11 protein-coding genes are annotated in these 12,851 nt (G+C 57.2%); 3 read left to right on the top strand and 8 right to left on the bottom strand.

Annotation, left to right across the window (positions count from 1 at the left end):
- Positions 1-699 precede the first annotated feature (699 nt).
- Positions 700-2,205, top strand: a complete 1,506-nt coding sequence (gene dtpB, locus I6L35_RS01045) for a dipeptide/tripeptide permease DtpB (RefSeq protein WP_216979314.1) — start codon at positions 700-702, stop codon at positions 2,203-2,205.
- Positions 2,206-2,265: 60 nt separating this feature from the next.
- Here dtpB and ruvX read toward each other — a convergent pair whose 3' ends face one another.
- From ruvX to metK, 7 genes are all read right to left on the bottom strand, one after another.
- Positions 2,266-2,688: a Holliday junction resolvase RuvX gene (gene ruvX / locus I6L35_RS01040; protein WP_005343821.1), complete on the bottom strand. Its 423-nt coding sequence runs from the start codon at positions 2,686-2,688 to the stop codon at positions 2,266-2,268.
- 43 nt (positions 2,689-2,731) lie between these two features.
- Complete coding sequence (locus I6L35_RS01035; protein WP_005349793.1) at positions 2,732-3,286, bottom strand: YqgE/AlgH family protein; 555 nt, start codon at positions 3,284-3,286, stop codon at positions 2,732-2,734.
- Between the two features lie 202 nt (positions 3,287-3,488).
- On the bottom strand, positions 3,489-4,439 hold the full coding sequence (gshB, locus tag I6L35_RS01030) for a glutathione synthase (protein WP_040066605.1): 951 nt from the start codon (positions 4,437-4,439) through the stop codon (positions 3,489-3,491).
- 114 nt (positions 4,440-4,553) lie between these two features.
- Positions 4,554-5,285 (bottom strand): 16S rRNA (uracil(1498)-N(3))-methyltransferase, encoded by a 732-nt coding sequence (gene rsmE, locus I6L35_RS01025; RefSeq protein ID WP_005343824.1) that lies wholly within the window; start codon positions 5,283-5,285, stop codon positions 4,554-4,556.
- Between the two features lie 119 nt (positions 5,286-5,404).
- On the bottom strand, positions 5,405-6,109 hold the full coding sequence (locus I6L35_RS01020; RefSeq protein WP_164537514.1) for an endonuclease: 705 nt from the start codon (positions 6,107-6,109) through the stop codon (positions 5,405-5,407).
- A gap of 74 nt (positions 6,110-6,183) precedes the next feature.
- Complete coding sequence (locus I6L35_RS01015) at positions 6,184-6,711, bottom strand: SprT family zinc-dependent metalloprotease (protein WP_164537513.1); 528 nt, start codon at positions 6,709-6,711, stop codon at positions 6,184-6,186.
- A gap of 68 nt (positions 6,712-6,779) precedes the next feature.
- Positions 6,780-7,931, bottom strand: coding sequence for a methionine adenosyltransferase (gene metK / locus I6L35_RS01010; protein ID WP_005338519.1), 1,152 nt, complete (start codon positions 7,929-7,931; stop codon positions 6,780-6,782).
- A 349-nt stretch (positions 7,932-8,280) separates the two neighbouring features.
- On the opposite strand from metK, the gene tkt reads away from it, so the two are divergent.
- Together tkt and I6L35_RS01000 are read left to right on the top strand one after the other, a co-directional pair.
- Positions 8,281-10,272 (top strand): transketolase, encoded by a 1,992-nt coding sequence (gene tkt / locus I6L35_RS01005; protein WP_216979313.1) that lies wholly within the window; start codon positions 8,281-8,283, stop codon positions 10,270-10,272.
- Positions 10,273-10,808: 536 nt separating this feature from the next.
- Positions 10,809-11,480 (top strand): site-specific DNA-methyltransferase, encoded by a 672-nt coding sequence (locus tag I6L35_RS01000; protein WP_041201823.1) that lies wholly within the window; start codon positions 10,809-10,811, stop codon positions 11,478-11,480.
- A gap of 280 nt (positions 11,481-11,760) precedes the next feature.
- On the opposite strand, the gene I6L35_RS00995 is transcribed toward I6L35_RS01000, so the two are convergent.
- Complete coding sequence (locus tag I6L35_RS00995; protein ID WP_216979312.1) at positions 11,761-12,789, bottom strand: NAD(P)H-quinone oxidoreductase; 1,029 nt, start codon at positions 12,787-12,789, stop codon at positions 11,761-11,763.
- Positions 12,790-12,851 lie beyond the last annotated feature (62 nt).

Raw genomic sequence — 12,851 nt, 5'->3', positions numbered from 1 at the left:
ACGGTGCCCATCGAGCAGCCGGAGCCATCTGCTCCGGCTTTTTGTTGTCGTATCGCCCGGATGAGTGGGCTTTTGCACGACTTAAGTGCCGAGTTCGGGTTCAACTGTGTGCAATTCAACTCTCTTTATGCACAGATTAGCCTTGGTTGCACGTCTCGAGTGAAGCTCTTTTCACGAAAAAAATTCATGTGGTTTCATTAGAAAACTTCACTAATGGTCACTTTTAAAGTGTGATCGACCATTAAGTTCCTGTATTTGCAGTGATATAGCATGACACCCCTTGGAATGGCGGGGTTAGATAGCGCCTGCGTAGGTGACTGTCAGTAGAGCGCGGCGTGAGCCAGCCCCACAGGTCGTCTGTGGCCGTGTCATGCCCCGGCTATCTGGCCACCAGCCATAAGTGACGGAGCAGAGAGGAATAAGCATCAAGGTTGATAAACCGGCTTGAGTGAAGGGATGCAGCAAAGGTAGAACCCGGAGCCGGTAACTGTACTGGGAGACGCCACTCACCATCCCCCGATAACCCGTAATTGAAACCGGCTAGATGAAAAACACCTTTCATCGAACGGGGCGCTTGCACCCGAAAATAGCCAGATTGGCAGGCTGACTGTGATCTCCGTTATAGCAATGGCGGGCAAAAAATAGTGCGGCAGCCACCATCAGATTAATAAAAATAAATCTCAGCAAAGGCAGGTTGATATGCGTCCAGCAACAGCACCGACCGGGTTGTTACAACAACCCAAACCCTTCTTTATGATATTTTTCGTCGAACTCTGGGAGCGCTTCGGTTATTACGGCGTGCAGGGGATATTGGCGGTCTTCTTTGTGCAACAACTGGGATTTTCCCAAGAGCAATCCTTTATTACCTTCGGTGCCTTCTCGGCGCTGGTATATGGCCTGATTTCGGTCGGTGGCTATGTCGGTGACCATGTTTTCGGCACCAAGCGCACCATGGTGCTGGGGGCCGTAGTGCTGGTGGTAGGCTACTTTATGACCGGTCTGTCGATCTACAATCCCGACCTGATTTTCTATGCGCTGGGCACCATTGCGGTCGGTAACTGCCTGTTCAAGGCCAATCCGGCCAGCCTGCTGTCAAAATGCTACCAGCCAAAAGATCCGCGGCTGGATGGGGCGTTTACCCTGTTTTATATGTCGATCAATATCGGCTCCCTTATTTCCCTCTCGCTCGCGCCGGTAATTGCCGAACACTACGGCTATACCGTGACCTATAACCTGTGCGGGGTGGGGCTGATTATTGCGCTGCTTACCTTCTTTGCCTGCCGCAATATGGTCAAGGATATTGGCTCCGCGCCGGATCACCTGCCGCTCGATTACAGCAAGCTGCTGCTGGTTATATTGGGCTCGGTAGCCATGGTCTTCTTCTGCGCCTGGCTGATGCACCACGTGGTGATCGCCAACATGGTGCTGATGACGGTGACCATCGCCGTGGTGATCTTCTTCTTTCGTGAGGCGTTCAAGCTTGACACCGTGGGCCGCAACAAGATGTATGTGGCCTTCGTGCTGATGCTGGAGGCGGTGCTCTTCTACGTGCTGTATGCCCAGATGCCGACGTCTCTGAACTTCTTTGCCATCAACAACATGCACCACGAGATGCTGGGCATGAGCGTCAACCCAATCAGCTTCCAGGCGCTCAACCCATTCTGGGTGGTGGTGGGTAGCCCGGTACTCGCGATGATCTATACCCGGATGGGCAGCAAGGGGCGGGATCTCACCATGCCGCTCAAGTTCACCCTCGGGATGTTCTTCTGCTCGCTGGGCTTTCTGACGGCGGCGGCATCCGGCTGGTGGTTTGCCGATGAGCAGGGGCTGACCTCCCCCTGGTTTATGGTGCTTATCTACCTGTTCCAGAGTCTGGGCGAGCTGATGATCAGTGCGCTGGGGCTGGCGATGGTCGCCGCGCTGGTGCCACAACGGTTGATGGGCTTCATTCTCGGAATGTGGTTCCTGACTCAGGCGATGGCATCCCTGCTGGGTGGCTATGTGGCGACCTTTACCGCCGTGCCGCAAGGGATGACGGATCCGCTGCAAACTTTGCCCATTTACACCGGCGTATTTGGCAAGATCGGGATGGCGACCCTGCTGATTGCGGTAGTGATGGGGCTGATGGTGCCCTGGCTCAACCGGATGATGAATGCGACGCCGACAGAGGCCGAAGGTCTGGTCGCGGGTCCATCACAGGCGTAATGAGGGGAGGATAGTGCGAGACAAGGCAAGGGCGGCGACCCTTGCCTTGCTGTTGATGGCTTAGTTGTACTGCTCTTCCATCCAGGCTTCGACGATCAGCTGCGCCGATACCCCGTCCACACTGCCTTTCTCCAGCGCGCGATAGCCGCCTCGCTCAAACAGGCGGGCGCGGGCATCTGTGGTGGTGAGTCGTTCATCCTTGAACTCCACCGGCTTGCCGAAACGGCCATGCAGCCGGTTGCCGAATTTGCGGGCCCGTACCGTGATCTCCTGATCGGTGCCATCCATGTTCAGCGGCAGACCGACCACCAGCAGATCCGGTTGCCACTCCTTGAGCAGCTTCTCAATCTCGTCCCAGTTGGGGATGCCGTCGTTGGCCTTGAGGGCGCGCAGAGGCTGGGCTGTGCCAGTCAGCTCCTGACCGATGGCGACGCCAATGCTCTTGGTGCCATAGTCAAAGCCCATGATGCTGCGTGATGACATAACTGATAAATCCTCGAAATAGAGAGCGGAGCGGGCCAGCCGATCAGCTGTGGCCGATGTCGCTGGAGAGGTGAACCGGGTTCACCCCTATGCTGGCGGCGGCTTGCTGCCAACGTTTGTGAATGGGGGTCTTGAACACCAGAGCCGGATTGGGGGGGATCACCAGCCAGGCGCCGTCCACCAGCTCCTGCTCCAGCTGCCCGGCGCTCCAGCCGGCATAACCAAGGGCCACCAGCCAATGGGCAGGAGCCTCGCTCGTACCTAGGGTTTCCAGAATATCCTTGGAGGTGGTCACCATCATCTCATCCCCCACCTGCAGGGTGGAGTTGAAACCGGGGCGGAAGCTGTGCAGCACGAAGCCGCGATCGGCGTGAACCGGTCCCCCTTGCAGCACCGGCTGCTTGAGCTCCGGGTTGTTGGGCGGATTGAGCTGGAGCTGGGTCAGCATGGTTTCCAGCGACATCTCGACCGGAATGTTGACGACCAGTCCCATGGCGCCCTCTTCGTTGTGCTCGCACAGATAGACCAGCGAGCGCTCGAAGTAGGGATCCGTCAGGCTTGGCATGGCAAGCAGGAAGTGATTTTGCAGTGTTTGCATAGAGGCCAAATAGTGCAAAGGTATTTGAGGTCAATTATGGCAGTTGATCCCCATGGGAAAAACCGCTTTTTGGGCTGGGCGAGATCCCGCCCCTTTCCGGATTGTCTTGAAACAGAGAGGGTGGCGCCGGGCCACCCTCTCTGTTTCCGGGCTTGTCGGGGACGGGTTACCCCTGAACAGGCCGGTTTAGCCTGCCTGGCGATTATTTGCCCAGCCGACGCTCGATGGCATCCATCAGCATGCCGGTAATGTGCACGTCGAAGGCGGCTTCAATCTCGCGAATGCAGGTCGGGCTGGTGACGTTAATCTCGGTCAGCCGATCGCCGATGATGTCGAGGCCGACGAAGATAAGCCCTTTCTCTTTCAACGTCGGGCCCACCGCGCGGGCAATAGCCCAGTCAGCTTCGCTCAGGGGACGGGCTTCACCACGGCCACCGGCCGCCAGATTGCCACGGGTTTCGCCTTGCGCCGGAATACGGGCCAGACAGTAGGGAACCGGTTCACCGTCCACCACCAGCACCCGCTTGTCGCCATCCTTGATAGCGGGCAGATAGGTCTGCGCCATGCAGTACTGGCTGCCGTGGGCGGTCAGGGTTTCGATAATCACGCCGACGTTGGCGTCATCTTCCTTCATGCGGAAGATGGAGGCGCCGCCCATGCCGTCCAGCGGCTTGAGGATGACGTCCTTGTGTTTCGCGTGGAAGGCGCGCAGCTTGTCGGCGCGGCGGGTTACCAGCGTGGTCGGGGTGTGCTCGGCAAACCAGGCGGTGTAGAGCTTCTCGTTGGCGTCGCGCAGGCTCTGCGGCTTGTTGACGATAAGGCAACCCTCATCCTCGGCCCGCTCCAGCATGTAGGTGGCGTAGATAAATTCGGTATCGAACGGCGGATCCTTTCGCATCAGGATCACATCGAGGTTGGAGAGGGGCTGATCCACCACCTCGCCCAGGGTGTACCAGTCGGCATAGTCATATTTGACGGTGAGCGGGCGCATGGTGCCAAAGGCGCGACCGGCTTCCATGTAGAGATCCTTCATCTCCAGATAGAAGAGCTCATAGCCGCGCTTTTGCGCCTCTTCGAGCATGGCAAAGCTGGAATCTTTCTTGATGTTGATGGCCGAGATGGGGTCCATCACGATGCCGAGTTTAATGGTCATCCGCTGTTCCTTTTTAATGGCTCGATAGGGTTGTAGGGTCGATTAGCGCAGCGTAATCGTCCGCTTGAGGCTGCGTCGATGCAGCCATGGGGCTGATTGATGCGGCCGATAGTATCAAGCTAGATCGCCAAAGCGGCACTGCAGCGCAGTAATCGCAGTCAGGGCGGCGGTTTCGGTGCGCAGCACCCGCGGCCCCAGCAGCATCTCTTTGAAATCTTCCTGCACGGTACGGGCGATCTCGTCGCTCGACAAGCCCCCTTCCGGGCCAATCAGCAGGCGCACCCCATGCTCGGGAACGGGCAGGGTGTTGATGCTGTACTCGGCACGCGGGTGCAGGTTGAGCTTGAGCTCCTTGGTCTCTTCTGCCAGCCAGGCGTCCAGCTCCATCGGCATGCGCACCTCTGGCACCACGTTGCGGCCGCACTGTTCGCAGGCGCTGATCACCACCTTCTGCCACTGCTCGCGCTTCTTCTCCAGCCGATCGGCCGGCAGCTTGACGCCGCAGCGTTCGGAGAAGAGCGGGGTGATGCAGGTGACGCCCAGCTCCACCGATTTCTGGATGGTGAAGTCCATCTTGTCGCCACGGCTGATCACCTGACCGAGGTGGATGGCCAGCGGTGACTCCACCGATTGGACGTCGCAGCTGTCGATGGTCACTTCCACCGACTTCTTGCCGACGCTGGCGATGGTGGCGGGATATTGATTGCCATCGCCGTTGAACAGCTCGAGCTGCTGGCCCGGCTGCATGCGCAGTACCCGGCCGATATGGTTGGCGCCGTCTTCCGACAGGGCGATGGTCTGGCCAACTTGCAGGGTGGCCGGTTCATAGATACGTGGAATGCGCATGGCTGCTTGTCAGTCTCTTGCTTGGAAACCCTTCATATCCTGCGGCGAGCAAGGCTCACGCGGCAGTAGGGAAGGGCTTCATGATAGGAGGGGCGATCCCCCTCCCTGGTCAAATGGGGTTATTGGCACTGCTTTTCAATAAAGGGATTGGTATTGCCCTGCAGCTTGCCGATGCGGCGGTTGCGCTCGCACTCCCAGCCCTCTGCCGGGTACTGGCGATCCCAGGCTTCAAACAGTTTACGCTGTTGCGCTGCCAGACGCAGCCCATACTGCTGGCTCATGTAGAGGTAGGCGCGGGCAATCTGGCCCCGTACCGGCCCCTTGGGCGGCTGCACCCGACGATCCTTGAAATCCACCAGCATCTGGCACTGGCCGTACTGATCCGGCTTGCCGTTCCAGTCGGAGAAGCGGTAGTTGGCCCGATCGCCGTTCACCTCGCCAATGGCGGGGAAGAGGTTGTGCATATCCCCCTCCATCTTGTTGAACTCGGGGCTCGCTTTTTCACAGTTCTTGCGACCGCCATCCTGCCAGCATTGCAGCTGGTGGCCGAACTCCCAGGCGGGGACCACGTGTTCCCACTCGATGCGGGCGGCGCGCTTGGCCTGCTTGCGCGGCTCATAGCCGCAGCTGGCCAGATCCGGGCTCATTTTCTTGTCCTGATAGTCGATGTCGCAGCCGCAGTAGAAGGTGGTGACCGCAGGCTGGCTGCGATAGAGCTTCACCAGATCCTGCTTGGCTTCGCGAAAGGTCTGGGCGTGCAGGGGGGCGCTGAGCAGCGGTAAACCGGCCAGCAGGGTCAGAGCGATTGAGGAGATGAAACGCATGGGATTCCTTGCAAAACGGGGTGATTGACGAACGATGGCGGGCACCCTACCACAGGGGCGCGACACAAGCTGGCTTACTGCTCTGGCTCCGGCCGTTCCCGCTCCAGCGGTTGCTTGCAGCGGCGGCAGTGATAGCGGGCCTCGCCACGCACCACCTTGTTGTGACGGCGAATAGAGAGTTGATGCTGCTGGCAGTGACAGCGATAGGGCACGGTGCGCTGGGCCAATACTGCCAGATCGAAGCTGTGGGTGGTTCTGGGCTCAAGGCCGAACACCTCCCGCATCACCGATTGCCACTGGCGGCCGTGGGGCAATACCCGGCTTTTGCCGCGCCCGTCACCCCACAGGGCATAGACCAGCAGATGGGCCACCTCGTGGGGCACCACCTCATCCAGAAACGCCTGCTGGTTGGCCTGATAGAGGGCAGGGTTGAAGCGCAGCTCCCAGGTTTGCAGCCGCGCCGATCCCGCCGCCCGGCCCCGTATATTGCAGTAGATCCGCGGGCGGGGGAAGGTGCGGCCAAGGCGCGCCTCGGCCTGCACAAAGCAGGCTTCTACGCGTTGTTGCAGCAGGGCGACAAGCTGGGCAGGAGTGGCAGACATCAACATCTCGTCAAATGGCGGATAAGCAAAAGGGGAGCCAGGCTCCCCTTTTATCACAACAGCGAGCCTTACAGGCCAGCGGCAGAACGCAGCAGTTCGGCCTTGTCGGTCTGCTCCCACGGGAACTCGTCGCGACCGAAGTGACCGTAGGCAGCGGTAGCCTGGTAGATCGGGCGCTTCAGATCCAGCATTTCGATCAGACCATACGGGCGCAGTTCGAAGTGTTCGCGCACCAGCTTGACCAGCAGCTCCTCGGCGACCTTGGCAGTGCCGAAGGTTTCAACGCTGATGGAGGTCGGCTCGGCCACGCCGATGGCGTAGGAGATCTGGATTTCACAGCGATCGGCCAGACCGGCGGCAACGATGTTTTTGGCAACGTAGCGGGCGGCGTAGGCAGCGGAGCGGTCAACCTTGGACGGATCCTTACCGGAGAAGGCGCCACCACCGTGACGGGCCATGCCGCCGTAGGTGTCGACGATGATCTTGCGACCGGTCAGACCGCAGTCACCCATTGGGCCGCCGATAACGAAACGGCCGGTCGGGTTGATGAAGTATTTGGTGTCCTTGTTGACCCACTCGGCCGGCAGCACAGGCTTGATGATCTCTTCGCGTACCGCCTCAACCAGATCCTTGTGGCTGATGGATTCGGCGTGCTGGGTAGACAGCACCACGGCATCGACACCGATGATCTTGCCTGCGTCGTCGTAGGCAAAGGTCAGCTGGCTCTTGGCATCCGGACGCAGCCACGGCAGGGTGCCGTTCTTGCGCACTTCAGCCTGACGCTTCACCAGCAGGTGAGAGTAGGTGATGGGGGCCGGCATCAGCACGTCGGTTTCGTTGGTGGCGTAGCCGAACATCAGGCCCTGGTCGCCAGCGCCCTGCTCCAGCGGATCGCTGCGGTCAACGCCCTGGTTGATGTCCGGGGACTGCTTGCCGATGGCGTTCAGCACGGCGCAGGAGTCAGCGTCGAAGCCCATGTCGGAGTGGGTGTAGCCGATTTCACGCACGGTATCACGCACGATCTCTTCGATATCAACCCAGGCAGAGGTGGTTACTTCGCCGGCCACCATGACCATACCGGTCTTGACCAGGGTCTCGCAGGCGACACGGGCCTTGGTATCTTGCTTGAGGATGGCGTCCAGTACCGCATCGGAGATCTGGTCCGCAATCTTGTCTGGATGGCCTTCGGAGACCGACTCGGAAGTAAACAGCTTTGCCATGATATGAATCTCAGCTTGTCTGGGTTATCGCCACAGCAATAACCGGGTGAATGGGATGGTGTAGAGGTATCTACATCTGGACGTCTATATTAATTAGCGCCCCCCCCGATTGCCAGCACTATTTTGTCGCGCAGTGTCCAATGGGTCACAAACGGTGCTCTCCTATCCCGAAAGGGATGGAAATCAAACGTTTTTCTCTGGTTGCTTTGGCCAATAGAGGGCAAGAAAAGCGATTGTCCTCCCAAAGCCACTTTATTCATCCAGATAATATTTGCACGCCGCGCGCCCTGCTGGGACAATAACGCGCCTTAATCTTGGCCATCAAATGAAGCAATCGCAGGAGATTCAGATGCCTTCTCGTAAAGAGCTTGCCAATGCCATTCGTGCATTGAGTATGGATGCCGTTCAAAAAGCCAACTCCGGTCACCCGGGCGCCCCCATGGGAATGGCGGATATCGCCGAAGTGCTGTGGCGTAGCCACCTCAGACATAACCCGAACAACCCCAAGTGGGCCGACCGCGACCGTTTCATTCTCTCCAACGGCCACGGCTCCATGCTGCTGTACTCCCTGCTGCACCTCTCCGGTTATGACCTCTCCATCGACGATCTGAAAAACTTCCGCCAACTGCACTCTCGCACCCCGGGTCACCCGGAGTACGGCTATGCACCGGGCGTTGAAACCACCACTGGCCCGCTGGGTCAGGGCATCACCAATGCCGTTGGTATGGCGATCGCCGAGAAAGCCATGGCTGAGCAGTTCAACCAGCCGGGCCACGACATCGTTGACCACTACACCTACGCCTTTATGGGCGACGGCTGCCTGATGGAAGGTATCTCCCACGAGGCTTGCTCTCTGGCCGGTACCCTGCAACTGGGCAAACTGATCGCGTTCTGGGATGACAACGGCATCTCCATCGACGGTCACGTGGAAGGCTGGTTCACCGACGACACCGTCAAGCGCTTCGAAGCCTACGGCTGGCACGTTATCCCGGCTGTTGACGGCCACAACCCGGAAGCGATCAACGCTGCCATCGAAGCCGCCAAGGCCGAGACAGGCAAGCCGACCCTGATCTGCTGCCGCACCATCATCGGTTACGGTTCTCCGAACAAATCCGGTTCTCATGACTGCCACGGCTCACCGCTGGGCAACGACGAGATCGCCGCTGCTCGCGCGTTCCTGAAGTGGGACCACGCTCCGTTCGTTATCCCGGCCGACATCGCTGCCGAGTGGAACGGTCAGGAGAAGGGCGCCAAACTGGAAGCAGACTGGGCTGCCAAGTTCGCCGCCTATGAAGCCGCTCACCCGACTCTGGCTGCCGAATTCAAGCGCCGCACCGCAGGCGACTTGCCGGCCAACTGGGCTGCTGAATCCGCCAAGATCATCGAAACCCTGCAAGCCAACCCGGCCAAGATCGCAACCCGTAAAGCGTCCCAAAACGCACTGGAAGCGTTCGGCAAGCTGCTGCCGGAATTCATGGGTGGCTCCGCTGACCTGGCGCCGTCCAACCTGACCATGTGGTCCGGCTCCAAGTCCCTGACCAACGACGATGCCTCCGGCAACTACATCCACTACGGTGTCCGCGAGTTCGGCATGTCCGCCATCATGAACGGTATCGCCCTGCACGGTGGTTTCATCCCCTACGGCGCGACCTTCCTGATGTTTATGGAGTATGCCCGCAACGCCCTGCGCATGGCCGCCCTGATGAAGCAGCGCGCCATCTTCGTTTACACCCACGACTCCATCGGTCTGGGTGAAGATGGCCCGACTCACCAGCCGGTTGAGCAGATCGCCTCCCTGCGTCTGACTCCGAACATGAGCACCTGGCGTCCGTGTGACCAGGTTGAATCCGCCATCGCCTGGAAACACGCCATCGAGCGTACCGACGGCCCGACCTCTCTGATCTTCTCTCGTCAGAACCTGGCCCAGATGGACCGTACTGCCCAGCAGCTGGCCGACACCGCCAAGGGTGGTTACGTGCTGAAGGATTGCGCCGGTACTCCCGAGCTGATCCTGATCGCCACCGGTTCCGAAGTGGAACTGGCCGTTGCCGCCTATGAGCAGCTGACTGCCAAGGGCCGTGCCGTGCGCGTGGTCTCTCTGCCGTCTACCGACGTGTTCGACGCTCAGTCTGCCGAGTACAAAGAGTCCGTCCTGCCGTCTTCCGTCACCAAGCGTGTGGCCATCGAAGCCGGCATCGCCGACTACTGGTACAAGTACGTCGGTTTCGGCGGCAAGATCATCGGTATGACCACCTTCGGTGAGTCTGCTCCGGCCGAGCTGCTGTTCAAGGAATTCGGCTTTACCGTAGAAAACGTGGTTGCGACCGCTGAATCCCTGTAATCCCTGATTGCTTTGTATTGAACTGAAAAGCGCCTCCCTTGGGAGGCGCTTTTTTAGGTGTATCGGAACACACGGCTGTATATATATTGCCCCGCCAATGATGAGGATCTCAAAATAAGAGTGAGAGGCTTCATATAGCCCTTAGCTGGTGTTAGTTTGAGTCTTAGTGCTGATATGTTATGTGTCAATACTGTTAAATTAGAGTGTTTATTTACTCTTAGACTTGAAAGCTAGAATAAGGAGCTTCGATATGCCTTGCCAATGTTGTGGCCAGCGTTTAAATGTTGGTGTTTTACATAAGTATGATGAATTGGGTAATGAGTACAAGTCATGTCCTCGTTGCTCTGCTACCAATGGGCAGGAGCATGTATTTCATCGTCATCCGGAGGCTTTTGGACAAACACCTGCACGTAGGACACCTGCTAATCCTCAGGGTGATCAGAGCTATTGTGTCGATTGCCGGACATTAGACCCTGGGGCACCATCAACGGTATACTCGAATGGTAGACCCTGTAGTTCTTTATTAAGCAGATAAAATGAATCTATTTTGTGATGATGCTGTGAAATGGTTGTCGACGCTTGCGGATGCAAGCGTTGATCTTGTTATTACTGACCCTCCTTATGAATCTCTTGAGAAGCATCGGAAAATAGGAACGACAACTCGTCTTAAAGTAAGTGAAGGATCAAGTAATCAATGGTTTGATATTTTCCCTAATGAACGTTTCGAAAGCTTATTTTTAGAGCTTTATCGAGTGTTAAAGAAAAACTCACATTTCTATCTTTTCTGCGATCAAGAAACGATGTTTTATGTAAAACCAATTGCGGAGAAAGTTGGTTTTAAATTTTGGAAACCAATCGTTTGGAATAAAATGGCAATTGGTATGGGGTATCATTATCGGGCCAAGTATGAATTTATTCTTTTCTTTGAGAAAGGGAAAAGAAAACTAAACGACTTGGGTATACCTGATGTTCTGGAGTGTAAACGAGTGCATCGTGGCTATCCTACTGAAAAACCTGTTGCATTATTAGAGACTCTTATATCTCAGAGCTCCAGTCATGATGATTTGGTTGTAGATCCATTCTTTGGTTCAGGTTCAACCTTGGTTGCAGCCAAAAACCTTGGAAGGAGGACTATGGGGTGTGATATTTCAAGTGCAGCCCATGAACATGTCTATGAACGAATGAAAAATCATTCAAATGACAATTAAAATATATTGTTGTTCTCTTTTCGTTTCAGAAAAAGCACCGGCCTAAGCTGGTGCGTTTTTAATTATTGAACGTAGCTAGTAGGTTCGATTAGCGAAGCGTAATCGGACGTTCGCGTTTTTAAGGCGAATCAATAAAAATAATGTTCCTCCCTTTTACCAAAAAAGAGACCGGCATATAGCCGGTCTCTTTTTTATTTCAACAAACCTTACACCTGCGGTGGGATGTTTTCGGCGTTGGATATCACCGCATCCACCTCGGCCTGCTCCACTATGGGCTTTATCAATCTGACGACAACCGCGCCATGGTTAATACCAGCTTGCCGATATGACGGCCTGAATCCAGCAAATGGTGAGCGGCAGCGGCCTCATGCAGCGGGAAGGTCTGGTAAACCTGCGGTTTGACCTCACCGCGTTCGATAAATGGCCAGACATGAGTTTGCAGTTGGGCAATCAGCTCGGCTTTTTCCTGCGGGGTACGCGAGCGCAGGGTGGAGCCGATATGGGTCAGTCGCTTTTGCAGCATGGGAAACAGATCCAGATTGGGGGCGGCGCCCGCAATAATGCCGATCTGGACTATGCGGCCATTGATGGCGGCCGCCGCATAGTTGCGTGCGACATACTCCCCGCCAATGATATCGAGAATGATGTCGGCACCATGGCCATCGGTGGCGGCATGCACGGCCTCGACAAAATCTTCCTCCTTGTAGAGCACGGCCACATCCGCGCCCAGCTTGATGCTGGCGGCCTGCTGCTCGGGTGAGCCGACCGTGGTGATGATTTTGGCGGCGCCAAATGCCTTGGCCAGCATGGTGGCGGTCGTGCCGATACCGGAGGCACCGCCATGGATCAAGATAATGTCCCCTTTTTTAAACTGACCCCGTTCAAACATATTTGACCAGACCGTCATAAAGGTTTCCGGCAGTGCCGCGGCTTCGACAAAGCTCAATCCGGGCGGCAGGGGCAGGACATTGCTCTGGTGGGCGACGCTGTACTCGGCATAGCCGCCACCCGAAATCAGCGCGGCGACCTTGTCGCCAATCTTGAGATGGGTCACCTGCTCCCCCTTGGCGACCACGATCCCGGCGACCTCCAGCCCGGGAATATCCGATGCCCCTGCCGGAGGCGGGTAGAGCCCCTTGCGCTGCATCACATCCGGCCCATTGATGCCGGTCGCATAGTGCCGGATCAAGACCTCATCGGGCTTGGGCGCTGGTGTGGCGCGGGTGGTCAGTTGCAAGACATCGGGGCCACCGGGCTGGGTAATCTCTACCGCGTTCATGGTGGCGGGAATGAAATGAGAATGAGACATCAGCTGCTCCTGTAACGAGGTGATATGAGGTTCCCCTAGTGGGATGAGCACCAAGATAGTGG

Origin of the sequence: Aeromonas sp. FDAARGOS 1405, assembly GCF_019048265.1 — a bacterium.
In the GTDB taxonomy this organism is placed as follows: domain Bacteria; phylum Pseudomonadota; class Gammaproteobacteria; order Enterobacterales; family Aeromonadaceae; genus Aeromonas; species Aeromonas veronii_A.
The sequence above is the reverse complement of the archived record's forward strand: the minus strand, read 5'-3'. Positions and strand labels throughout refer to the sequence as shown.

Coding starts and splice junctions, on each gene's coding strand:
- dtpB (WP_216979314.1), top strand. CDS start 700: ATGCGTCCAGCAACAGCACCGACCGGGTTGTTACAACAACCCAAACCC.
- ruvX (WP_005343821.1), bottom strand. CDS start 2,688: ATGTCATCACGCAGCATCATGGGCTTTGACTATGGCACCAAGAGCATT.
- I6L35_RS01000 (WP_041201823.1), top strand. CDS start 10,809: ATGAATCTATTTTGTGATGATGCTGTGAAATGGTTGTCGACGCTTGCG.
- I6L35_RS01035 (WP_005349793.1), bottom strand. CDS start 3,286: ATGCAAACACTGCAAAATCACTTCCTGCTTGCCATGCCAAGCCTGACG.
- gshB (WP_040066605.1), bottom strand. CDS start 4,439: ATGACCATTAAACTCGGCATCGTGATGGACCCCATCTCGGCCATCAAC.
- metK (WP_005338519.1), bottom strand. CDS start 7,931: ATGGCAAAGCTGTTTACTTCCGAGTCGGTCTCCGAAGGCCATCCAGAC.
- I6L35_RS01015 (WP_164537513.1), bottom strand. CDS start 6,711: ATGTCTGCCACTCCTGCCCAGCTTGTCGCCCTGCTGCAACAACGCGTA.
- rsmE (WP_005343824.1), bottom strand. CDS start 5,285: ATGCGCATTCCACGTATCTATGAACCGGCCACCCTGCAAGTTGGCCAG.
- tkt (WP_216979313.1), top strand. CDS start 8,281: ATGCCTTCTCGTAAAGAGCTTGCCAATGCCATTCGTGCATTGAGTATG.
- I6L35_RS00995 (WP_216979312.1), bottom strand. CDS start 12,789: ATGTCTCATTCTCATTTCATTCCCGCCACCATGAACGCGGTAGAGATT.
- I6L35_RS01020 (WP_164537514.1), bottom strand. CDS start 6,109: ATGCGTTTCATCTCCTCAATCGCTCTGACCCTGCTGGCCGGTTTACCG.